Below are 21,249 nucleotides of genomic sequence, written 5' to 3' on the forward strand. Positions count from 1 at the left end.
CCGGAGCGCTCAAAATGCCAGGGGCAGTGAAACCTGCACCGCGGCTTTTTCCAGCCGCAGCAGAAATGCCTTGCGCGGTTGTCCGCCACCATAGCCGGTCAGCGAGCCATCGGCACCGATCACTCGGTGACAGGGAATGACGATGGCCAGGCGATTCTGCCCATTGGCCAGGCCCACGGCGCGGCTGGCGCCGGGGCTGCCCAGGGCCGTGGCGATGCCGCCATAGCTGCGGGTTTCGCCGTAGGGAATCTTTTGCAGTTCAGCCCAGACCCGTACGGCGAAGGCGCTGCCAGGCATGTGCAGAGGAACCCTGAATACCGTGAGCTTGCCGGCGAAATACTCGGCCAGTTCGGTTTCGATCTGTTGCAAATGCGCGTTGTGGCCCGGCGCAACGGTGTAGCCGTAGCGTTGTTGCAGCTCTTCCAACTCCTTGGTCAGGGCCGGGCGGTCGAGGAATTCCAGCAGCACCAGGCCCCGTCGTTCGGCCATGGCCAGCATGGGGCCTAACGGTGTGGTCAGGCGGGTGAACAGCAAGGGTTCGCTGAGGGCCGCGCGACCCGGTGTGATATGAAAGGATTTCACGAAGGCGTCACGAAAACCGCTCAATGACTCATAACCGGAATCGAACGCGGCATTGTCGATGGAGGTGCCTTCCTTGATGCCGCCCAGGGCAATGCCCAAGCGGCGGGTGCGCAGGTAGGCGTGGAAGGTCATGCCGAAATGTTGCTTGAACCAGCGGCGCAATTTCAGCGGTTCAATGCCTTGCTCCAGCAGCAGGGCGTCGGTCCAGCGCAGGTCTGGCTCGGCGTCTACAGCCTTGAGCAGGGCCTGGATCCAGTCCGGCGCGATGGCCGCGGCGTCCAGTGGCTTGCAACGCAGGCAGGCCCGGTAGCCGGCCGACAGGGCTTCATCGGCATGGGCGAAGAACTCCACGTTCTCCGGTTTCGGCTTGCGCGCCGTGCAACTGGGGCGACAGAAAATGCCGGTGGTCTTGACCGCGGTGAAGAACACCCCCTCGTAGGCGGTGTCGCGTTCGAGCATGGCGCGGATCATCTCGGCATGGGGCGGGAGCAGCGAGTCTTGTAGGTTCATGGGCCGAGCATAGAACCGTGCCCGCCATGACTCCACCGAAAAATCGACAGTGAATTCCCCGCGCACTTGGTCGGATGCTCACGAACAAAAATTGAACCTCTGAGTCTTAAGGGTTCAGCCGTTGTTTTTGTCTTTCGGAGACATCATGTCCAAACATAAGAAATCCCTCATTGCCGTTGCTGTCTGTGCCTTGGCGCTGGGTGCCTCGGCCTTGCTGCCTGCCGACCTGTCGCCTATCGGTTCGAGCTACGCCGCAGGCGGTGGTAACGGTGGTGGTGGCGGTAATGGTGGAGGAAACGGCGGCGGTAATGGCGGTGGCCACGGCGGTGGCATTGGCGGCGGTATCGGCGGTGGCCAGGGCCACGACAAGTCCGGCGACTCCAGCGGCCTTGGCAAAGGCTTGGCCAGCGACCACGCCGGCACTCGTACCCGTGATCATGGCCTGAGCGGCAAGCACGCCGGCACCACCCGAACTGACCGTACCAGCAAGGCTTCGCTGACCTCGAGCATCGCCAAGGACCGTGATACGCGCGGCCTGACCAAGGCTTCGGCGATTTCCACCGCTACTCCGGGTACCCATAACACCAAGGGCCTGACCAACGCGACCAGCTCTTCGACCAAGAACGATCGCTGATCGCCTGAACAAGCCGCGATGCCTGATCGAGGTGTCGCGGCTTTTTTGTGGGCGAGGGTTTTGCTTTTTCCTCATTAGGCAGTTTTCTTCAATACCCGCCGTAACGGGCCACTTACCCTGATCGCCACCTCACAGACATGAAAGAAGGTATGCGATGAGTCTGATATTTTCCATGGCGGCGTTTGCCCTGGTCGCCTCCATCACGCCGGGACCGGTCAACATCGTGGCCCTCAGCTCCGGGGCGCGGTACGGGTTTCGCGCCACCTTGCGCCATGTGGGCGGTGCGACCCTGGGCTTTGTCTTGCTGCTGGTACTGATGGGGCTGGGGTTGCATGAAGTGCTGCAACGCTGGCCTGGGCTCACGCGGGTGGTGCAACTGGGCGGCGTGGGGTTTCTATTGTTCATGGCCTGGAAACTGGCGATGGATAACGGGCACCTGGGCGACGAAGAGGATGGGCGGGCGCCTTCGATGTTCTATGGCGCGCTGATGCAATGGCTCAACCCCAAGGCGTGGCTGGCCTGCGTGGCGGGGATGGGGGCATTCGTGGCCGATGGCGAGGCGCGGCTGGTGTGGCAGTTTGCGGCGATCTACCTGGTGATCTGCTACGTCTCGGTGGGCTGCTGGGCCTACGCCGGGAGTTTTCTGCGCACCTGGCTGGGTAACCCGGCGACCATGCGTCTGTTCAACCGGGCGATGGCGGTGTTGTTGGTGGCCAGTGCGGTGTATCTGTTGTTGCCTTGAGTGGGGCCGAACGCAAGTGTGATTCAGCCGCGATACTGGCCGGGCGTAGCCGCCAGGTGTTGCTTGAAGGCGCGCTGGAAATGCGCCTGGTCGGCAAACCCGCTGTCCAGCGCCACGTCAGCGATCAGCTTGCCTTCACGCAACTGGCGTCGGGCAAACTGGATCCGGCGGTTGACCAGGAAGGCGTGGGGCGTCATCCCGTAATGGCGCTTGAAGGCTCGGCTCAGGTAAGACGGCGACAGTTGCGCGGCAATGCAGATGTCCTCGAGTTTCAAGGCTTCGCTGCAGTGGTCGTGGATAAACTGTGCCGCACGCATCAGGCCGGGATGGCTGCCCCGGTCTGGGCGGCCGGCAGGGTTGAGCCGTAGTTGCAGGTCAATGAAAAACGCCTCGGCGGCGGCGTGCTTGCTGGTCGCGTCGAGCTGCTCGTCCACCAATTGCTCATACAGCCGTCCCAAGGCGGCAAACAGCTCCACATCGCGACTGTGGGTGGTGGCGAAGCCCTGGAAATCCAGGTTTTCGTCAAAGCCGATACGACGCTGCAGGTCCCGAAGCCACTGGATGTCGACGTACAGCATCAGGTAGGACCATGGCTGATCGTCGATCGGATTGCACGCATGGACGTCGCCGGGGTTCATCAGCACCACCGTGCCGCTCTCCACCTGGAAATTCGACTGTTCGTGAATGTATGTGCTGCGCCCGGCGGTGATCGCGCCGATGGAAAAATGGTCATGGGAATGGCGCGAATAGCAGACCTTGCGCCCGTCGTCGATGGCCCGGGCTTCGATGAAGGGCAGGGCCGCGTCGCGCCAGAAGCGAGGGGCGGCGTCGTGGGGGGCGTGCTTCATCGGTCGGCGTCCTCGTCTTGAACCTGGGTGGCAGTGTATTAGCCCTGGCCGACAAATGCCCGTTGGATTTAGCCGTTCGATTTGAACGGCAGGGGTCCTGGACTAGACTTCATGAAGTCCCGCCAATGGAGTTCCCGATGCTTGCGCCACGCAAACCGGACGACGAAGCCGCTCGCCTCAAGAATCTGCACTCGCTCAAACTGCTTGATACCGCACCCGAAGAACGGTTTGACCGCCTGACCCGCCTTGCCCGCCGTCTGTTTGACGTGCCTATCGCGCTGGTGTCACTGATAGACGCCAACCGGCAGTGGTTCAAATCCAGCGCCGGCTTGGACATCAGCGAGACCCCACGGGAGATTTCCTTCTGTGGGCATGCGATTCTGCAGGATCGGATCCTGGAGATCTGCGATGCGGAGCAGGACGAGCGCTTCCACGACAACCCACTGGTCACGGACGCGCCTGGCATTCGTTTCTACGCCGGGCATCCGCTCGAGCTGGAGGATGGCAGCAAGCTCGGCACGTTGTGCCTGCTCGACACCCGGCCGCGCAAGCTCAATGATGAGGAACGCGAACTATTGCGCGACCTGGCGCGCATGGCCGAGCAGGAAATGGTCGCGGTGCAGATGGCGAGCATGGACGAACTGACGCTGCTGTCCAATCGGCGCGGCTTCAGGACGTTGGCCCAGCATGCGTTGAATGTGTGTGATCGCTTGTTGCGCCCGGCGACGCTGCTGTACTTCGACCTCAACGACTTCAAGCCGATCAATGACCGTTATGGGCATGCGGAGGGTGACAGCGCGCTGAAAACCTTCGCCGATGTGCTGCGTATCGCCTTTCGCGAGAGTGATGTGATCGGTCGCCTGGGCGGTGATGAGTTCGTGGCGTTGCTCACCGGTTCTTCCCATGTCGAGACCGCGGCAATCATGGCGCGGCTCAAGGAAATCCTCGATGAGCGCAATGCGATGTTGCAGCGTGGATACGACATTCGGTTCAGCGTCGGCCAGATCGAGTACGACGCCCAGCGCCATCGGTCAATCGACAACCTGCTGGCTGACGCCGATGCGGCGATGTATGTGCACAAGCAGGCGCTACGGCAGTAGGACTGCTTGGTACTCAAGCATGGCTTTTTCTATTCTTGGAGGTATAGGTACAGGTTTCGTAAACAATGACATAGGTGGACCAGCGTAACGCTATATATATGTACCGCACGAGGGGGCGGAATGTACGCAGAATGAGACTTTGCATCATTTGATGCAGGCTCATAACTACAGCGTTATGAATGACTAGACTTGACTGGTACTCATATGAATATTGAACTGCCCCCGACATTTGTTTATCCCGATGAATATGGCACTTCGCGTGGAAGAGGAGGTGCGCCAGCTCCTTTCTCAATGGCAATGGTTGGACAAATGATCCAAGAGCGGAACGTGGCTTACGAGCGGGGTCACTGGCCTCAAATGCTACAACGTCATTTACAAGAAATGCGTAACAATCGACCTGTTCGGTACGGACTTGACGGCTTTATTATTGGCGATTTAAAGGTTGCACATGGTGCTGATCTATTAATGCTGAAGAATCCAAACCTCAACACTGCGGATGCTTGGAGGCTCGGGATAAAGGAGGGAGCCAAAATCACCAACACACAAGACATGGCAATTGAGCAGGAGTTCTCCGGCGGCGTCTTTACTCCGTTCAGGGCTTTTGGCCATTGGTTACTTGGCAAGGGCAAGCCTGCCAGCGTTCGGCTCGACAGAGTAGGTATCAGCCCAACACCGAACAAAATTCCCGATTTGATGGCGATTATCAATACTGCGGGAGTGGGGGTAACTACCATCAATCTGAAGGTCCCTTACTCGACGGCCCAGGATTCGAACGTCGCAAGAATTTACCTTGGAAACATTACGCTTCAGATTAAGGGTGAAGTCATTCGGTATACCTCTGGTAATCTCAAATTCGCCGGTACCGTCAAGGCCTACTCAGATCGATATGACGCGAATGCCAGCAGCCATCGTGCAGCGTTTGACGAGGGAGCGACGACTGCCCTGCGTGAAGTAGGAAGAGTTGCCAGAGCGCAGGATTATGAAATTCGAATTACGGGTGAGCTACCCATTAATTTTTCAAGGTGATCAGGGTATGAAACGCAGTGCGCAAGGATTGGGAGTCGCTGTTGTTTGCGTATTAGTGGCGTGTGCAATGTTATTCTTCTTTGCCACAGACGGTGCAGTGGAGAATCCTGAAGATCTCAACGATACCCAAGGTATTTCATCTGTTGCGATGTACCTTGTCATATTAATCATACTGACGGCTACGTCAGTGGCGCTAACAGGATTGGGCAGTGTTATCCAGGCGTTTCTGAACCATCAACCTTTCAGTTTGCGCATGGGGTTGTATGTACTTACGAATACTCCTCTTTCTTTAACGTCACTCATGGGTGCGTTAATCTCGGTGATTTACACTTATGACACCGTCTCTGGGGTAGTCGCGGCGCTGTTGTTTTCGCTTTCCTTTGCTTTGGTGCTGTTAGGCGCTCCCGAAAGGTCGAAATAAAAACGCCGCTTGCCTTTTACCAGGCAGGCGGCGCTTCTTTTTGTCAAAACCGGGCACCCATTATTTCATTGCTGCCGGGACGCCCCGTGAAGATTACTCTTCGATGTTGCCCATGGCGGTGGTGTTGAAACCACCGTCCACGTACATGATTTCACCGCTGATGCCCGAGGCCAGGTCCGAGCACAGGAAGGCGCCGGCGTTGCCGACTTCTTCGATGGTGACGTTGCGACGCAGCGGGGTTTGCGCTTCGTTGGCGGCCAGCATCTTGCGGAAGTTCTTGATGCCGGAAGCGGCGAGGGTGCGGATCGGGCCGGCCGATACGGCGTTGACGCGGGTGCCTTCCGGGCCCAGGGAACCGGCCAGGTAACGCACGCCGGCTTCCAGGGAAGCCTTGGCCATGCCCATGACGTTGTAGTTCGGCATGGTGCGCTCGGCGCCCAGGTACGACAGGGTCAGCAGGCTGCCGTTGCGGCCCTTCATCATTTCGCGACCGGCCTTGGCCAGGGCGACGAAGCTGTAGGCGCTGATGTCGTGGGCAATGCGGAAACCTTCGCGGGTGGTGGCTTCGGTGAAGTCGCCGTCCAGTTGGTCGCCCGGGGCGAAGCCCACGGAGTGCACGATGCAGTCCAGGCCGTCCCACTTCTTGCTCAGTTCTTCGAAGACCTTGGCGATTTCTTCATCGCTGGCCACGTCGCACGGGAAGCACAGCTCAGGGCTCGAACCCCAGCCTTGCGCGAACTCTTCGACACGACCTTTCAGTTTGTCGTTCTGATAAGTGAAGGCAAGCTCAGCGCCCTCGCGATGCATGGCGGCGGCGATGCCGGATGCGATGGACAGCTTGCTGGCGACACCGACGATCAGTACGCGCTTACCGGCGAGAAAACCCATGTGTTGCTCCTCTTTCAGGTTATTCGGCAGTCGTTGGGGCCAGGAAGGCGGCCTCCAGCAACTGCTGTGTATAGGGGTGTTGCGGCGCGGCGAATATGCTGCGGGCATCACCTTGTTCGACCACTTGGCCATGCTTGACCACCATCAGTTGGTGGCTCAGCGCTTTGACGACAGCCAGGTCATGGCTGATAAACAGGTACGTCAGGTTGTACTTGGTTTGCAGCGACCGTAACAGCTCCACCACCTGGCGTTGCACGGTACGGTCCAGGGCCGACGTCGGCTCATCCAGCAAAATCAACGCCGGCTTGAGCACCAGGGCCCGGGCAATGGCGATACGCTGGCGCTGCCCTCCGGAAAATTCATGGGGGTAGCGGTTCCGGGTCTCCGGATCCAGGCCTACCTCCTTCAATGCCGCGATTATCGCTTGTTCCTGTTCGGCTGCGGTGCCGATCTTGTGGATCCGCAGGCCTTCGCCGACGATCTGGCTTACACACATCCGTGGGCTCAGGCTACCGAACGGGTCCTGAAACACCACTTGCATCTCCCGCCGCAGCGGCCGGACCTGTTGCTGCGTCAGGCTATCGAGCTGTTTGCCTTCAAAGCGGATCCCGCCCTGGCTGCCGATCAACCGCAAGATCGCCAGGCCCAGGGTGGACTTGCCGGAGCCGCTTTCGCCGACGATGCCCAGGGTCTGGCCCTGGGGCAGGCTGAAACGGATCCCGTCCACGGCCTTGATGTAGTCTACCGTGCGTTTGAACAGACCTTTCTTGATCGGGAACCAGACTTTCAAGTCCTCGACCTGCAACAGCGGCTGGCCGACCACATTGGTTGCCGGGGTGCCGCTGGGTTCGGCGCCGAGCAGTTCCCGAGTGTACGGATGCTGCGGCGCGCGGAACAACTCTTCGCACGACGCCTGTTCGACGATGCAACCGCGCTGCATGACACATACGCGGTGGGCAATTCTTCGCACCAGGTTCAAATCGTGGCTGATCAGTAGCAGCGACATGCCTAGTCGTGCCTGCAGTTCCTTGAGCAATTGGAGGATTTTCAGCTGGACGGTGACGTCCAGGGCGGTCGTCGGCTCGTCGGCGATCAGCAATTCCGGCTCGTTGGCCAGGGCCATGGCGATCATCACCCGCTGGCGCTGGCCACCGGACAATTCATGGGGCAGGGCCTTCAGGCGCTTGTGCGGTTCGGGAATGCCGACCAGCTCCAGCAACTCAAGAGTCCGGCGGGTCGCGACCTTGCCGCTCAAACCCTTGTGGATGCCGAGCACTTCATTGATCTGCTTTTCAATGGAGTGCAGCGGATTGAGGGAGGTCATCGGCTCCTGGAAAATCATCGCGATCCGGTTGCCACGGATGTGGCGGATGGTTTTTTCTTTCAGCCCCAGCAAATCCTGGCCGGCGTACTGGATGGTCCCGGTCGGGTGATGGGCCAGCGGGTAGGGCAGCAAACGCAGGATCGAGTGGGCGGTGACCGATTTGCCCGAGCCGCTTTCACCCACCAGGGCCAGGGTTTCGCCGCGCTTGATATCGAAGCTGACCGCCTCGACCACGCGCTGGCGGCGATCGCCGACAATGAACTCTACCGCCAGGTCGCGCACTTCGATCAGATTGTCCTGGTTCATTTCACTTCCTCGGATCGAAGGCATCGCGAGCGGACTCGCCGATGAACACCAGCAGGCTCAGCATCAGGGCCAGCACGGCGAACGCGCTGATGCCCAGCCACGGCGCCTGGAGGTTGGATTTGCCCTGGGCCACCAGCTCGCCCAGGGACGGCGCGCCCGGCGGCAGGCCGAAACCGAGGAAATCCAGGGCGGTTAGGGTGCCAATGGCACCGGTGAGGATGAACGGCATGAAGGTCATGGTCGAGACCATGGCATTGGGCAGGATGTGACGGAACATGATGGCGCCGTTCTGCATGCCCAACGCCCGCGCGGCGCGCACGTACTCCAGGTTGCGCCCGCGCAGGAACTCGGCGCGGACCACGTCCACCAGGCTCATCCACGAGAACAGCAGCATGATGCCCAGCAGCCACCAGAAATTCGGCTGGACGAAACTGGCCAGGATGATCAGCAGGTACAGCACCGGCAGCCCGGACCAGATCTCCAGGAAGCGCTGGCCGGCCAAGTCGACCCAGCCGCCATAGAAGCCCTGCAAGGCACCGGCGATCACGCCGATGATCGAGCTGAGCAGTGTCAGGGTCAGGGCGAACAGCACCGAGATGCGGAAGCCATAGATGACCCGGGCCAGGACATCGCGCCCCTGGTCGTCGGTGCCCAGCCAGTTTACGGAGGAGGGTGGTGCCGGGGCCGGGACCTTCAGGTCGTAGTTGATGCTCTGGTAGCTGAACGGAATCGGCGCCCACAGTACCCAGGCGTCCTTGGCGGCCAGCAGTTCACGGATATACGGGCTCTTGTAGTTGGCTTCCAGGGGGAATTCGCCGCCGAACGTGGTTTCCGGGTAACGCTTGAGGGCCGGGAAGTACCAGCCGTCGTCGTAATGCACCACCAGTGGCTTGTCGTTGGCGATCAACTCGGCGCCCAGGCTCAGCCCGAACAGGATCAAAAACAGCCACAGCGACCACCAGCCTCGCTTGTTGGCCTTGAACAGTTCGAAACGGCGGCGATTGAGAGGAGACAGGTTCATCTCAATGCTCCCGGCTTTCGAAGTCGATGCGCGGATCGACAAAGGTGTAGGTCAAGTCGCCGATCAGTTTCACCACCAGCCCCAGCAGGGTGAAGATGAACAGGGTGCCGAATACCACCGGGTAGTCGCGGTTGATCGCCGCTTCGAAACTCATCAGGCCCAGGCCGTCGAGGGAGAAGATCACTTCCACCAGCAGCGAGCCGGTAAAGAAGATCCCGATGAACGCCGAAGGGAAGCCGGCAATCACCAGCAGCATGGCGTTGCGGAAGACGTGGCCGTAGAGCACCCGATGGCGAGTCAGGCCCTTGGCCTTGGCGGTGACTACGTATTGCTTGTTGATTTCGTCGAGGAAGCTGTTCTTGGTCAGCAGGGTCATGGTGGCAAAGTTACCGATCACCAGGGCGGTCACGGGCAGGGCCAGGTGCCAGAAGTAGTCGAGGATCTTGCCGCCCATGCTCAATTCGTCGAAGTTGTTGGAGGTCAGCCCGCGCAACGGGAACCAGTCGAAATAACTGCCGCCGGCAAACACCACGATCAGCAGGATGGCAAACAGGAACGATGGGATCGCGTAGCCAACGATGATTGCCGAGCTGGTCCACACGTCGAAATGGCTACCGTGTCGCGTAGCCTTGGCGATCCCCAGCGGGATCGACACCAGGTACATGATCAGCGTGCTCCACAACCCGAGGGAGATGGACACTGGCATCTTTTCCTTGATCAGGTCGATGACCTTGGCATCGCGGAAGAAACTGTCGCCGAAGTCCAGGTGGGCGTAGTTCTTGATCATGATCCACAGGCGTTCGGGCGCCGACTTGTCAAAGCCGTACATGCGCTCGATTTCCTTGACCAGTCCCGGGTCCAGGCCTTGGGCGCCGCGATAGGAGGAACCCGCCACCGAAACTTCGGCGCCGCCGCCGGCAATGCGGCTGGTGGCGCCTTCGAAGCCTTCGAGCTTGGCGATCATCTGTTCCACCGGCCCGCCGGGCGCGGCCTGGATGATGACGAAGTTGATCAACAGGATGCCGAACAGCGTCGGGATGATCAGCAGCAGTCGCCGGAAGATATAAGCCAGCATCGGGTTACTCCACGCTCGCGGGGGCAGCGTTGATCTGTTGTTCCATGACTTGTTTCTCTACTTCGATGGCAGGCTTGGTGTCCGGCTTGACCCACCAGGTCGTGGTGCCGATGTCATAGGTCGGCGTGATTTTCGGGTGACCGATGTGATTCCAGTAGGCCACGCGCCAGGTCTTGATGTGCCAGTTGGGGATCACGTAGTAGCCCCATTGCAGAACCCGGTCCAGTGCCCGGGCGTGGGCCACCAGGCTCTTGCGCGAATCGGCGTTGATCAGTTGTTCCACCAGTTGGTCCACGGCCGGGTCCTTCAGGCCCATGGTGTTGCGACTGCCGGGTTTGTCCGCGGCGGCGGACATCCAGAATTCGCGTTGTTCATTCCCCGGCGAGCTGGATTGCGGGAAGCTGCCCACCACCAGGTCGAAATCCCTGGAGCGTACGCGGTTGATGTACTGGGACACGTCTACCCGACGGATGACCAGCTCGATGCCCAGGTCGCTCAGGTTGCGCTTGAACGGCAGCAGCACCCGCTCGAACTCGGTCTGGGCCAGCAGGAATTCCAGCACCACCGGTTTGCCTTGGGCATCGACCATTTTGTCGTTAACGATGCGCCAGCCGGCTTCTTGCAGCAATTGATAAGCCTTGCGCTGCTGGTCGCGGAGCATGCCGCTGCCGTCGCACACCGAAGGCTGGAAGGCTTCGGTGAAGACCTGCTCGGGAATCTTGCCGCGCAGGGGCTCGAGAATTTTCAACTCGTCTTCGCCGGGCAGGCCGGTGGCGGCCATTTCCGAATTCTCGAAGTAGCTGCGGGTACGGGCATAGGCGCCGTTGAACAGTTGCTTGTTGGTCCACTCGAAATCCAGCAACAGGCTCAAGGCCTTGCGCACCCGCACATCCTGGAAGATCGGACGGCGCAGGTTGTAGACGAAGCCCTGCATGCCAGTGGGGTTGCCGTTGGGAATCTGTTCCTTGATCAACCGGCCTTCGGTCACGGCCGGGATGTTGTAGGCATTGGCCCAGTTCTTGGCGGTCATTTCCAGCCAGAAATCGAATTGCCCGGCTTTCAAGGCCTCGACCGCGACGGTGTTGTCGCGATAGTAGTCGGTGACCAGCACGTCGAAATTGTAGAAGCCGCGATTGACCGGTAAGTCCTTGCCCCAGTAGTCCTTCACCCGTTCATAACGGATCGAGCGACCGGCCTTCACTTCGGTGACCTTGTAGGGACCGCTGCCCAGGGGGATCTCCAGGTTGCCCTTGCTGAAGTCGCGCTCGGCCCACCAGTGTTTCGGCAATACCGGCAGTTGGCCGAGGATCAGCGGCAGCTCGCGGTTATTGGTGTGCTTGAATTTGAACAGCACCTTGAGCGGTTCTTCGGCGATGACTTCGGCGACGTCGTTGTAATAGCCGCGAAACATCGGTGCGCCGTCCTTGGTCAGGGTCTGGAAGCTGAAGACCACGTCTTCGGCGCGCACCGGATGGCCGTCGTTGAAGCGAGCTTCGGGGCGCAGGTAGAAGCGCACCCAGCCATTGTCCGGGGCTTTCTCGATTTTTTCGGCGATCAGGCCATATTCGGTGAACGGTTCGTCCAGGCCCTGCTTGGCCAGGGTGTCGTAGATCAAGCCAATGTCATCGGCGGGCACGCCTTTGCTGATGAACGGGTTGAGGCTGTCGAAGCCACCGAAGCCGCCCTGGCGAAACACGCCGCCCTTGGGTGCGTCCGGGTTGACGTAGTCGAAATGCTTGAAGTCGGCCGGGTATTTCGGTGGCTCGTTGTACAAGGTCACGGCATGCTGTGGCGCGGCACAGGCCAGCCCGGCGAATAACAGGCTGCTGGCCTGCAGGAGCAGGGCGCGCAAAGGCTTCATTGATCTTTCTCCGAAGATTTCAGCCACCATGCGCTCAGGCCCAGGGTGTAGGGCGGCGTGGTGACGAAGGCGAACCGGTTGCGGTACGCCAGGCGATGATAATTGAGATACCAGTTGGGAATGCAGTAATGCTGCCACAGCAGCACGCGATCCAGGGCCTTGCCGGCGGCGACCTGTTCGTCGCGGGTCTGGGCGGCGAGCAGCTTTTCCAGCAGATGGTCGACCACCGGGTTGGCGATCCCGGCGTAGTTCTTGCTGCCCTTGACCCCGACCTGGCTGGAGTGGAAGTACTGCCATTGCTCAAGGCCCGGGCTGAGGGTCTGGTTCAAGGTCAGCAGGATCATGTCGAAGTCGAACTGGTCCAGGCGCTGCTTGTACTGGGCGCGGTCCACCGTGCGCAGCCGGGCCTGGATGCCGATGCTGGCGAGGTTCTCGACGTAGGGTTGCAGGATGCGCTCCAGGTTCGGGTTCACCAGCAGGATTTCGAAACTCAGGGGCTGGCTGTCGGCGTTCAGCAGGCGTTGGCCGTTGAGGGTCCAGCCGGCTTCCTTCAATAACCCCAAGGCTTTGCGCAGGGTTTCCCGGGGAATGCCGCGCCCATCGGTCCTGGGCAAGCTGAAGGGTTCGGTGAGCAGTTTGGCCGGCAGTTGTTCCCGGTAGGGCTTGAGCAACAGCCATTCGTGGCCCACCGGTAGGCCGGTAGCGGAGAATTCGCTGTTGGGGTAGTAACTGAGGGTGCGCTTGTAGGCGCCGCTGAACAGGGTGCGGTTGGTCCACTCGAAATCGAACATCAGCCCCAGGGCTTCACGCACCTTGACCTCGGCAAACGTAGCGCGCCGAGTGTTCATGAACAGGCCCTGGGTCTGGGTCGGGATCTGGTGGGGAATCTGGGCCTTGATCACGTCGCCACGCTTGATCGCCGGGAAGTCATAGCCGTTGGCCCAGTTTTTGGCCTGGTGTTCGATGTAGATATCGAACTCGCCAGCCTTGAAGGCTTCGAAGGCCACTTCGCTGTCGCGATAGAACTCCACGTCCATGCGGTCGACGTTGTATTTGCCGCGATTGACTGGCAGGTCCTTCCCCCAGTAATCCTTGACCCGTTCGAACACCAGTTGGCGGCCTGGCTGTACTTTGGTGATGCGATAAGGTCCGCTGCCCAGGGGCGGGTCGAAGGTCGTCGCCTTGAAGTCGCGGTCTTTCCAGTAGTGCTGGGGCAACACCGGCAGTTCGCCCAGGCGCAGGATCAGCAACGGATTGCCCGCACGCTTGAAGACAAAGCGGATTTTCAGCGGGTTGAGAATGTCGACCCGCAGCACTTCCTGCAGGTTGGTGCGGTATTGCGGATGGCCTTCCTTGAGCAGCGTCCTGTAGGAGAACGCCACGTCATAGGCGGTGATCGGCACGCCATCGTGAAACCGTGCTTCGGGTCGCAGGTTGAACACCACCCAACTGCGGTCTTCGCTGTATTCCACCGATTGGGCGATCAGGCCATAGCTGGACGTCGGCTCATCGCCGGACGGGGCGTATTGGCCGGTGCCGACCATCAACGGTTCGTTCAGCTCATTGATGCCGTATTGCAGGAAATTAGGCGTGGAAACCGGGCTGCTGCCCTTGAATGTATAGGGGTTGAGCGTATCGAAGGTGCCGAATGCCATGACCCGCAAGACTCCGCCCTTGGGCGCTTGCGGGTTGACCCAGTCGAAGTGGGTGAACCTGGCCGGATACTTGAGCGTGCCGAACTGCGCATAGCCATGGCTTTCGCTGATGGTTGCGCTGGCGGGGAAGCTCAAGGCCAGGCTGATCAGGAGCAGGAGGAGGGGACGTGTCAAATCTGAGATCCGAACCAGGCGGCTTGGGCTTTTATGACCTGTACAGTAACAGCTTGTATCGGCAGGAAAAAGGCGGGGTTTAGAGGGGGGTGCCAGTCGGCTAAGCGGATACCGGCCGAGCGCAGAACCTTTGGAGAGGGGATTTATCCTCTTTGTGGGAGCTTTGACCTGTGGGAGCAAGGCTTGCCCGCGATGAACGATATCGCGGTTCAACTGTTAAACCGCAGTGTGGCCATCGCGGGCAAGTCTTGCTCCCACGGATGAACCCCTCACCACACAAAGCTCCCCGGTCACCTTAGTGCGGGGAGTAGACCGTCAACATCTGCCCAGGCTTGAGTGCCTTGCCCATTCGCGGGTTCCAGCGCTTGAGGTGCTGCATTTCCACGTTGAAGCGCTTGGCTACCACATACAGCGAGTCGCCTTGCTTGACCTTGTACTGGGTCTGCTTCTTCTGGTCCTTGGTATTGGCGGCTACCACGGTGCTGATGCGCTTGCCGGTGGCCTTGTTCGGCTTGGCGTCCTGCATCACCAGGGTCTGGCCGACCTTGAGCTTGTTGCCGCTGAGTTTGTTCCAGCGTTGCAGGTCTTTGGTCTGGACGTTGTTGGCCTTGGCAATCTGGGCCAGGTTCTCGCCGCGCTTGACGCGGTAGGTGCGTCTTGCGCCTTCCACTTCGCTGTCGTCGACATTTTCAAAGACTGGTTTGAGCGAGCGCTGGCTGATCAGCTCTTCCGGGCGCATGGTCGAGAGGCTGGCGGTCAGCAACTGAGCCTTGGATGTTGGCACCAGCAGGTGCTGCGGGCCGTCGATGGTGGTGCGCTGCTTGAAGGCCGGGTTGAGCTGGAACAGCTCGTCTTCGTCGATATTGGCCACTGCCGCGACCTTGGAAAGGTCCATGCGCTGGTTGATCTCGACGACCTGGAAATACGGTTCGTTGGCGATCGGGTTGAGGTTCACGCCATAGGCATCGGGCGACAGCACCACCTGGGACAGCGCCAACAGCTTCGGCACATAGGCCTGGGTCTCGCTGGGTAGCGGCAGGTTCCAGTAGTCGGTGGGCAGGCCGAGCTTCTCGTTGCGCTCGATGGCGCGGCTGACCGTGCCTTCGCCGGCGTTGTAGGCCGCCAGCGCCAGCAACCAGTCGCCGTTGAACATGTCATGCAGGCGCGTCAGGTAGTCCATGGCGGCCGTGGTGGAAGCGGTGATATCGCGACGCCCGTCATAGAAGCGGGTCTGGCGCAGGTTGAAGTAACGCCCCGTGGATGGGATGAATTGCCATAGGCCCACTGCGTTGGCCCGGGAATAGGCCATGGGGTTGTAGGCACTCTCGATCACCGGCAGCAGCGCCAGCTCCAGCGGCATGTTGCGCTCTTCGAGGCGTTCGACGATGTAATGGATGTACAGGCTGCCGCGCTCACCGGCGTTTTCCAGGAAGGAGGGGTTGCTGGCGAACCACAGGCGCTGTTGCTCGATACGTGGATTGACCCCGGCGGTTTCCTGCAACTGGAAGCCCTGGCGCATGCGCTCCCAGATGTCCTGGGGTACTTGGGGGCTGGGTTTTTCAGTGAGCCATACCGGCTTCTGTTTGGCGCGGGCGGCGATATTCGGCGTGTGGGCCGCGTCGGTCTGCGGCAGCTGGCTCGTGCTCTGGCAGCCCGCCAAGGTGGCGGACACAGCCACCGCGATGGCTTGAGCCAAGCGGGTCAATGTGTCTGACTGGACGGACCTGCGTATAGATGACGACATTGGCTGGAAGTAAGTTCCGGGCAAAAATGTCGGCCGATTCTAGGAAGCGCACCCCAACAGGTCAACCTTTCAGAATTTTTGTATCAATCGATAGCTGCCTTAGAACGTATCTTTCCAAGCCCTCAAGGCAGCAAAAACCTCACTCGGCGTCTGGTTTCGCTGGCCGCTCCGTTCGTCTGCTTTTTGTTTAACGGATGTTTCAGTCGTGCGCAGGAACGGATTGGTGAGCTTTTCCAGGGCCAGGGTCGAGGGCAGCGTCATGATGCCTTCGCTGCGTTGCCGGCTGACTTTTTCCAGGCGGGCGGCGATGTCCGGGTTGCCTGGCTCCACCGCGGCGGCGAATTTCAGGTTGCCGAGGGTATATTCATGGGTGCAGTAGACCAGCGTATCTTCAGGCAGGGCGGCGAGGCGACTGAGCGAGTGGTGCATTTGCGTCGGCGTACCTTCGAAGAGTCGGCCGCAACCGGCGGCGAACAGGGTGTCGCCACAGAACAGCAGGCCATGGTGGTAGTAGGCGATGTGCCCCAGCGTATGGCCGGGCACGGCGTAGACATCGAAGTCCCAGCCGAGCACGCTGACCGTGTCGTTGTCATTGAGGGCCTGGTCCCGCGCCGGGATGTTTTCGCTGGCCGGGCCATGGACGGTGGCGTTCGTCGCATTTTTCAGCGCCTGGACGCCGCCGACATGGTCATGGTGATGGTGGGTGACCAGGATGTCGCTCAGGACCCAGCCCGGATGGGCTTCGAGCCAGGCCTGCACTGGCGCGGCGTCACCCGGGTCGACCACGGCGCAGCGCTGGGTGGCATGATCCTGTAACAACCAGATGTAGTTATCGGTGAATGCGGGCAGGGCACTGATCTGTATCATCGTGGAATTCGCCAAGCGGAAAACAAAGGCGCATCTTAGAACTTCCTGACGCGTTGGAGAATGCAATGACCGATGAAGCGTTCGCTCAGGCTGATCCTGACTGGCTGGCGTTGATCAGCGCCGCCCGTGAATGGCTGTCCGGCCCTGTCGGGCAATTTTTGCTGGAAGAAGAACGGCGCATGCTCGAAGACGAGTTGGGTCGGTTCTTCGGCGGCTACCTGGTGCATTACGGGCCTTCGGCCCAGACCCCGCCGTCGGCACCGCAGGTCCAGCGTAACGTGCGCCTGGGCGCGCCGTTGCCCGGGGTGGAGATCGTCTGCGAGGAGCAGGCCTGGCCCTTGAGCGAACATGCCGCCGACGTCGTGGTCTTGCAGCACGGCCTGGACTTCTGCCTGTCGCCCCATGGCTTGCTGCGTGAAGCCGCCAGCAGCGTGCGTCCTGGTGGCCATCTGTTGATCGTCGGTATCAATCCCTGGAGCAGTTGGGGGTTGCGTCACGTGTTCGCCCACGACGCCTTGCGCCAGGCCCGCTGCATCTCGGCCTCAAGGGTCGGCGATTGGCTCAACCTGCTGGGCTTCGCGCTGGAGAAACGCCGCTTCGGGTGCTATCGTCCGCCGCTTGCCTCGCCCAAGTGGCAGGCGCGCCTGGCTGGGTGGGAGCGCAAGGCTGGTGACTGGCAACTGTCCGGCGGCGGTTTCTATCTATTGGTGGCGCGCAAGATTGCGGTCGGGCTGCGCCCGGTACGCCAGGCGCGACGCGAGCCGATGGGCAAGCTGATTCCCTTGCCGATGGCCAAGGTCAATCGTCGCCACATCGAGCCGTAACTTTTTCGATGGTTCTTGCCGGCATTGGGCTGCGGGTGTTGTCGGGCCCGATCGGCGGGTCTTCGCATTTTTTTTCTGGATAGATTGGCATGAGCGATAGCGTAGAACTCTTCACTGATGGCGCCTGCAAGGGCAACCCCGGTCCGGGTGGCTGGGGCGCGTTGCTGGTGTGCAAGGGCGTGGAGAAGGAACTCTGGGGCGGCGAAGCCAATACCACCAACAATCGCATGGAACTGATGGGCGCGATCCGTGGCCTGGAAGAACTCAAGCGGCCTTGCGATGTGCTGCTGGTGACCGACTCGCAGTACGTCATGAAAGGCATCAACGAGTGGATGGCCAACTGGAAGAAACGCGGCTGGAAGACGGCGGCGAAGGAGCCGGTGAAAAACGCCGACCTGTGGAAATTGCTGGATGAGCAGGTCAATCGCCACAACGTCACCTGGAAATGGGTGCGCGGCCACATCGGCCACCACGGCAATGAACGGGCTGATCAGTTGGCCAATCGTGGGGTGGATGAGGTGCGGGGTTACAAGCAGGCTTGATTCTCGGTTGCGCCCCTGTGGCCCGGGCACTTGTGTGGGAGCAAAGCTTGCTCGCGACACAGGCGCCCTGGTTTTCCTGAAAGACCGCATGATCTTTATCGCGAGCAAGCTTTGCTCCCACAGTGTTTGCTCTCGTTCATCACTTGCTTCCAGGAGCCTGGCTCCCAGGTAAATCCCCTTGCGACAAGAGCGTGTTAAGATCCGCGCTTTTGCAAGACTGCCCGTTGAGAGCTGAACACTGATGGCCAACAGATCTGTAGTACTGGATACCGAAACCACCGGCATGCCGGTGACCGATGGTCACCGGATTATTGAAATCGGTTGTGTCGAGCTGATCGGTCGGCGCCTGACCGGTCGCCATTTCCACGTTTACCTGCAACCGGATCGTGAAAGTGACGAGGGCGCCATTGGCGTGCACGGCATTACCAACGAATTCCTGGTGGGCAAGCCGCGTTTCGCCGAAGTGGCCGATGAGTTCTTCGAATTCATCCAGGGCGCGCAGTTGATCATCCACAACGCGGCGTTCGACGTTGGGTTCATCAACAACGAATTTGCCCTGATGGGCCAGCACGACCGGGCTGACATTACCCAGCACTGCACCATCCTCGATACCCTGATGATGGCCCGGGAGCGTCACCCGGGGCAGCGCAACAGCCTCGATGCCTTGTGCAAGCGCTACGGTGTCGACAACTCCGGCCGTGAACTGCACGGCGCCTTGCTCGACTCCGAGATCCTGGCCGACGTCTACCTGACCATGACCGGTGGCCAGACCAGCCTGTCCCTGGCCGGCAACGCCTCGGACGGCAATGGTACTGGCGAAGGCTCCGGCAACCAGGCCACGGAAATCCGCCGTTTGCCCGCTGACCGTCAGCCAGCGCGGATCATCCGTGCCAGCGAAAGCGACCTGGCCGAACATGCCGCGCGTCTGGAAGCCATCGCCAAGTCCGCAGGTGCTCCGGCATTGTGGACGCAGTTGGCCGAGGCGCAGGCCGCGGCGAACTGATGAACCCCTGTGGGAGCGGGCTTGCTCGCGAAGGTGTCAGTACGCTCAGCACACATGCAAGCTGACCCACCGCTTTCGTGAGCAAGCCCGCTCCTACTAAAGGATGCCACCAACCAATTGTTCATTTCTCGCCACAATCGCCACGACCTTCTAACCTGAGGTAACGGGCAGGCTATGGATCCCGCTTGATGTGTGAAGACTTGAAAGGCAAGGGCAATGGATGGCAATACGCCGTTGGTTGCCTCAAGGAATGAGGACCTTCCCCAGTATGCAACCGGTCATGAATCCCAAGCACCCGGGGTTGTCGGTGCGCGTTGTCGATGATGGCTTCGCCGCCTATATATGGGGCAGCGATTTCAGTTTCGAAGTCAGCGACTACGGTACGGCGCAGATAGGTCGGCCCGTGAGCCAGTGGCCGGTGACGCCCATCGTTCCCTATCGCAAGTGCTACGGCATCGATCCCGAAGAGTTCAGCAGCTTTCGCGATGCCCCGGACAGCGAGATCTTCATGGCCTATCTCGACGATCAACCGGTGGGGCATCTGGTGGTCAGTACCAACTGGAACGGTTTCGCCCACATCGACGAACTGGCGGTGCATGCTCCGGCCCGTCGCCACGGGGTGGCCAAGGCGCTGCTCGACGTCGCTCACTTCTGGAGTCGCAAGAAGAAACTGCCGGGGATCATGCTGGAAACCCAGAACAACAACCTGGGGGCCTGCCGGCTCTATGAGCGCTGCGGTTATGTGCTCGGCGGCATCGATCACTTGCGCTATCGCGGCATTGACCGACATACCGCTGAAGTGGCGTTGTTCTGGTATCGGCTGTTCGACGATCCGTTGGGCATGTCGATCAGTGGCCCAGCAACGCCTCGGCTTGTTCCGTAACCCGTTCCAGCAGCGATTGAACGGCGGGCGAGGGCGTCGTGCCGTTCAGGCTCAGGGCATAGAGACCAATCGGGATAGCGGGCGACACCGGGCAGACGTCCAGGCCGCCGTCCTTGGCGCCCGAGGCGGTGAAAGGGTCGACGATGGCCAGGCCTTCGCCGGCCTCGACCATGGCGCGCATCATCTGATGTGTCTGGACGCGGATCTGGATCACCGGTGCCGGGCGTAGCGCCGCCAGTTTATGCTCGAACGCCGGGCTTAGCGGGTCATGGCCATCGAGCCCCACCAACGACTGGCCTGCCAGATCCTGTAGCGAAACGTATTTCTGCCGCGGTTGCAGCCAGCCGTGGGGCGCCAGCAATTGCAGTTTGCCCTGGGCGATCATCTGGCAATGGATGTCGGGGTGTTCAGGGTCGTGCAGGCTCAGTCCAAGGTCGGCTTCACGCAATAGCAAGCTGTGGACGATGTCGCGGGTCGGTTGGCTGAGCAGGGTGCAAGGCGCATCCGGATGACGTCGACGCAGGGCGGCGATGCTCTGGGGTAATAATTGTTGGGCCAGCGGCGGGGTGCAGATGATACGCAGAGGGGGTGCCTGATAGTGCTTCAGGCTGCTGGCCAGCCGCAGCACCGGCTCGAGGGTGTCGTACACCCGCGTGATGCCGTCACGCAGCTCAAGGGTTTCCCGGGTGGCCTGCAAGCGCCCGCGCACGCTGGCAAACAGCATGAAGCCCAGTTGGGCCTCGGCGTCGCGCAGGATCGCCTCGACCTCCGTCACCGGCAGTTGCAGCCATTCGGCCGCCGTGCCGAGGTGACCGGTCTGCAGCAGCGCCTGGATCACTTCGATGTGGCGTAAACGCATGCAAGAAGTCCATGTTCGGCGGGTGAGCCATTGAATGGCTGAATCCTAACCCAAGTCCGGGCATGACTTCTGCTCATAACAACCGTTTATAAGGCGATTTGCGTTTCAGTGGGCGTTTGAGCTTGCAGCGGCGTTTCCGGCTCGCGCGTCAGTTCGATTTGCGACTGCACCAGCACGAATTTTCCGTCGTCGAGTTTGTTGACGCGATCACCGATCGCCAACTTATAGGTAGTGACAGGCTCCTTGCCATTTCCGTCGGGCGACGGGGTCGATTCCTGGAACTCATGCACCGAATAGACGCGACCTTCGGCGTCCCGCGCATGAAATTGTCCGACAAGTACTGCTGCCATTGCTTAGAAC

21 protein-coding genes are annotated in these 21,249 nt (G+C 60.5%); 9 read left to right on the forward strand and 12 right to left on the reverse strand.

Annotation, left to right across the window (positions count from 1 at the left end; genetic code table 11):
- Positions 1 to 9: 9 nt before the first annotated feature.
- Complete coding sequence (locus PBDP_RS12655) at positions 10 to 1,092, reverse strand: bifunctional transcriptional activator/DNA repair enzyme AdaA (RefSeq protein ID WP_212802324.1); 1,083 nt, start codon at positions 1,090 to 1,092, stop codon at positions 10 to 12.
- Positions 1,093 to 1,237: 145 nt separating this feature from the next.
- Between PBDP_RS12655 and PBDP_RS12660 the strand changes: the two genes are divergently transcribed.
- Entirely contained in the window at positions 1,238 to 1,726 is a 489-nt protein-coding gene (locus PBDP_RS12660) for a hypothetical protein (RefSeq protein ID WP_212802325.1), read from the forward strand.
- A 154-nt stretch (positions 1,727 to 1,880) separates the two neighbouring features.
- Positions 1,881 to 2,468 carry a LysE family translocator gene (locus PBDP_RS12665; protein WP_109756025.1) on the forward strand — a complete coding sequence of 196 codons (588 nt, stop codon included), beginning with the start codon at positions 1,881 to 1,883 and terminating at the stop codon, positions 2,466 to 2,468.
- A gap of 23 nt (positions 2,469 to 2,491) precedes the next feature.
- On the opposite strand, the gene PBDP_RS12670 is transcribed toward PBDP_RS12665, so the two are convergent.
- A complete protein-coding gene (locus PBDP_RS12670; protein ID WP_109756026.1) occupies positions 2,492 to 3,316 on the reverse strand; it encodes a helix-turn-helix transcriptional regulator in 825 nt (274 codons plus the stop codon).
- A gap of 137 nt (positions 3,317 to 3,453) precedes the next feature.
- Between PBDP_RS12670 and PBDP_RS12675 the strand changes: the two genes are divergently transcribed.
- The 3 genes from PBDP_RS12675 to PBDP_RS12685 all read left to right on the forward strand — a co-directional run bounded on the left by PBDP_RS12675 (position 3,454) and on the right by PBDP_RS12685 (position 5,863).
- Complete coding sequence (locus PBDP_RS12675) at positions 3,454 to 4,416, forward strand: GGDEF domain-containing protein (protein WP_116832173.1); 963 nt, start codon at positions 3,454 to 3,456, stop codon at positions 4,414 to 4,416.
- A 204-nt stretch (positions 4,417 to 4,620) separates the two neighbouring features.
- Entirely contained in the window at positions 4,621 to 5,442 is an 822-nt protein-coding gene (locus PBDP_RS12680; RefSeq protein WP_109756028.1) for a lipid II-degrading bacteriocin, read from the forward strand.
- Between the two features lie 7 nt (positions 5,443 to 5,449).
- Complete coding sequence (locus PBDP_RS12685) at positions 5,450 to 5,863, forward strand: hypothetical protein (protein WP_146206888.1); 414 nt, start codon at positions 5,450 to 5,452, stop codon at positions 5,861 to 5,863.
- Positions 5,864 to 5,956: 93 nt separating this feature from the next.
- Here PBDP_RS12685 and fabI read toward each other — a convergent pair whose 3' ends face one another.
- From fabI to gloB, 8 genes are all read right to left on the reverse strand, one after another.
- Complete coding sequence (fabI, locus tag PBDP_RS12690) at positions 5,957 to 6,751, reverse strand: enoyl-ACP reductase FabI (RefSeq protein ID WP_053153864.1); 795 nt, start codon at positions 6,749 to 6,751, stop codon at positions 5,957 to 5,959.
- Between the two features lie 19 nt (positions 6,752 to 6,770).
- Positions 6,771 to 8,381, reverse strand: coding sequence for an ABC transporter ATP-binding protein (locus tag PBDP_RS12695; RefSeq protein ID WP_212802326.1), 1,611 nt, complete (start codon positions 8,379 to 8,381; stop codon positions 6,771 to 6,773).
- A gap of 1 nt (position 8,382) precedes the next feature.
- A complete protein-coding gene (locus PBDP_RS12700; protein WP_109756031.1) occupies positions 8,383 to 9,402 on the reverse strand; it encodes an ABC transporter permease in 1,020 nt (339 codons plus the stop codon).
- 1 nt (position 9,403) lies between these two features.
- Positions 9,404 to 10,477 (reverse strand): microcin C ABC transporter permease YejB, encoded by a 1,074-nt coding sequence (locus PBDP_RS12705; RefSeq protein ID WP_092198160.1) that lies wholly within the window; start codon positions 10,475 to 10,477, stop codon positions 9,404 to 9,406.
- A gap of 4 nt (positions 10,478 to 10,481) precedes the next feature.
- Positions 10,482 to 12,338 carry an extracellular solute-binding protein gene (locus PBDP_RS12710; protein ID WP_109756032.1) on the reverse strand — a complete coding sequence of 619 codons (1,857 nt, stop codon included), beginning with the start codon at positions 12,336 to 12,338 and terminating at the stop codon, positions 10,482 to 10,484.
- Positions 12,335 to 14,167 (reverse strand): extracellular solute-binding protein, encoded by a 1,833-nt coding sequence (locus tag PBDP_RS12715; RefSeq protein ID WP_109756033.1) that lies wholly within the window; start codon positions 14,165 to 14,167, stop codon positions 12,335 to 12,337. The genes PBDP_RS12710 and PBDP_RS12715 overlap by 4 nt, the downstream gene beginning before the upstream one ends.
- 295 nt (positions 14,168 to 14,462) lie before the next feature.
- The gene (locus tag PBDP_RS12720) at positions 14,463 to 15,911 is read right to left on the reverse strand and encodes a transglycosylase SLT domain-containing protein (RefSeq protein WP_109756035.1); all 1,449 of its coding nucleotides are present in this window, start codon (positions 15,909 to 15,911) and stop codon (positions 14,463 to 14,465) included.
- A gap of 99 nt (positions 15,912 to 16,010) precedes the next feature.
- Positions 16,011 to 16,778 carry a hydroxyacylglutathione hydrolase gene (gene gloB, locus PBDP_RS12725; protein WP_109756036.1) on the reverse strand — a complete coding sequence of 256 codons (768 nt, stop codon included), beginning with the start codon at positions 16,776 to 16,778 and terminating at the stop codon, positions 16,011 to 16,013.
- 65 nt (positions 16,779 to 16,843) lie between these two features.
- Here gloB and PBDP_RS12730 point away from each other — a divergent pair, with 65 nt between their 5' ends.
- From PBDP_RS12730 to PBDP_RS12745, 4 genes are all read left to right on the forward strand, one after another.
- A complete protein-coding gene (locus tag PBDP_RS12730) occupies positions 16,844 to 17,602 on the forward strand; it encodes a methyltransferase domain-containing protein (protein WP_109756037.1) in 759 nt (252 codons plus the stop codon).
- Positions 17,603 to 17,691: 89 nt separating this feature from the next.
- Positions 17,692 to 18,144: a ribonuclease HI gene (gene rnhA, locus PBDP_RS12735; RefSeq protein WP_030142629.1), complete on the forward strand. Its 453-nt coding sequence runs from the start codon at positions 17,692 to 17,694 to the stop codon at positions 18,142 to 18,144.
- A 241-nt stretch (positions 18,145 to 18,385) separates the two neighbouring features.
- On the forward strand, positions 18,386 to 19,147 hold the full coding sequence (dnaQ, locus tag PBDP_RS12740; protein WP_109756038.1) for a DNA polymerase III subunit epsilon: 762 nt from the start codon (positions 18,386 to 18,388) through the stop codon (positions 19,145 to 19,147).
- 268 nt (positions 19,148 to 19,415) lie between these two features.
- The gene (locus PBDP_RS12745) at positions 19,416 to 20,030 is read left to right on the forward strand and encodes a GNAT family N-acetyltransferase (RefSeq protein ID WP_163853996.1); all 615 of its coding nucleotides are present in this window, start codon (positions 19,416 to 19,418) and stop codon (positions 20,028 to 20,030) included.
- Here the strand turns inward: PBDP_RS12745 and PBDP_RS12750 are convergent.
- Positions 19,996 to 20,889, reverse strand: coding sequence for a LysR family transcriptional regulator (locus PBDP_RS12750; protein ID WP_109756040.1), 894 nt, complete (start codon positions 20,887 to 20,889; stop codon positions 19,996 to 19,998). The two genes, PBDP_RS12745 and PBDP_RS12750, sit on opposite strands and share 35 nt — an antisense overlap.
- An 86-nt stretch (positions 20,890 to 20,975) precedes the next feature.
- The gene (locus tag PBDP_RS12755; protein ID WP_109756041.1) at positions 20,976 to 21,239 is read right to left on the reverse strand and encodes a hypothetical protein; all 264 of its coding nucleotides are present in this window, start codon (positions 21,237 to 21,239) and stop codon (positions 20,976 to 20,978) included.
- Positions 21,240 to 21,249: the final 10 nt, after the last annotated feature.

It is taken from the genome of Pseudomonas sp. St290, assembly GCF_018325805.1.
Classification (GTDB): domain Bacteria; phylum Pseudomonadota; class Gammaproteobacteria; order Pseudomonadales; family Pseudomonadaceae; genus Aquipseudomonas; species Aquipseudomonas bijieensis.

Excerpts from the sequence above, each read along its gene's own strand:
- PBDP_RS12655 (WP_212802324.1), bottom strand. The coding sequence starts at position 1,092 with ATGAACCTACAAGACTCGCTGCTCCCGCCCCATGCCGAGATGATCCGC.
- PBDP_RS12660 (WP_212802325.1), top strand. The coding sequence starts at position 1,238 with ATGTCCAAACATAAGAAATCCCTCATTGCCGTTGCTGTCTGTGCCTTG.
- PBDP_RS12665 (WP_109756025.1), top strand. The coding sequence starts at position 1,881 with ATGAGTCTGATATTTTCCATGGCGGCGTTTGCCCTGGTCGCCTCCATC.
- PBDP_RS12670 (WP_109756026.1), bottom strand. The coding sequence starts at position 3,316 with ATGAAGCACGCCCCCCACGACGCCGCCCCTCGCTTCTGGCGCGACGCG.
- PBDP_RS12675 (WP_116832173.1), top strand. The coding sequence starts at position 3,454 with ATGCTTGCGCCACGCAAACCGGACGACGAAGCCGCTCGCCTCAAGAAT.
- PBDP_RS12680 (WP_109756028.1), top strand. The coding sequence starts at position 4,621 with ATGAATATTGAACTGCCCCCGACATTTGTTTATCCCGATGAATATGGC.
- PBDP_RS12685 (WP_146206888.1), top strand. The coding sequence starts at position 5,450 with ATGAAACGCAGTGCGCAAGGATTGGGAGTCGCTGTTGTTTGCGTATTA.
- fabI (WP_053153864.1), bottom strand. The coding sequence starts at position 6,751 with ATGGGTTTTCTCGCCGGTAAGCGCGTACTGATCGTCGGTGTCGCCAGC.
- PBDP_RS12695 (WP_212802326.1), bottom strand. The coding sequence starts at position 8,381 with ATGAACCAGGACAATCTGATCGAAGTGCGCGACCTGGCGGTAGAGTTC.
- PBDP_RS12700 (WP_109756031.1), bottom strand. The coding sequence starts at position 9,402 with ATGAACCTGTCTCCTCTCAATCGCCGCCGTTTCGAACTGTTCAAGGCC.
- PBDP_RS12705 (WP_092198160.1), bottom strand. The coding sequence starts at position 10,477 with ATGCTGGCTTATATCTTCCGGCGACTGCTGCTGATCATCCCGACGCTG.
- PBDP_RS12710 (WP_109756032.1), bottom strand. The coding sequence starts at position 12,338 with ATGAAGCCTTTGCGCGCCCTGCTCCTGCAGGCCAGCAGCCTGTTATTC.
- PBDP_RS12720 (WP_109756035.1), bottom strand. The coding sequence starts at position 15,911 with ATGTCGTCATCTATACGCAGGTCCGTCCAGTCAGACACATTGACCCGC.
- gloB (WP_109756036.1), bottom strand. The coding sequence starts at position 16,778 with ATGATACAGATCAGTGCCCTGCCCGCATTCACCGATAACTACATCTGG.
- PBDP_RS12730 (WP_109756037.1), top strand. The coding sequence starts at position 16,844 with ATGACCGATGAAGCGTTCGCTCAGGCTGATCCTGACTGGCTGGCGTTG.
- rnhA (WP_030142629.1), top strand. The coding sequence starts at position 17,692 with ATGAGCGATAGCGTAGAACTCTTCACTGATGGCGCCTGCAAGGGCAAC.
- dnaQ (WP_109756038.1), top strand. The coding sequence starts at position 18,386 with ATGGCCAACAGATCTGTAGTACTGGATACCGAAACCACCGGCATGCCG.
- PBDP_RS12745 (WP_163853996.1), top strand. The coding sequence starts at position 19,416 with ATGCAACCGGTCATGAATCCCAAGCACCCGGGGTTGTCGGTGCGCGTT.
- PBDP_RS12750 (WP_109756040.1), bottom strand. The coding sequence starts at position 20,889 with ATGCGTTTACGCCACATCGAAGTGATCCAGGCGCTGCTGCAGACCGGT.
- PBDP_RS12755 (WP_109756041.1), bottom strand. The coding sequence starts at position 21,239 with ATGGCAGCAGTACTTGTCGGACAATTTCATGCGCGGGACGCCGAAGGT.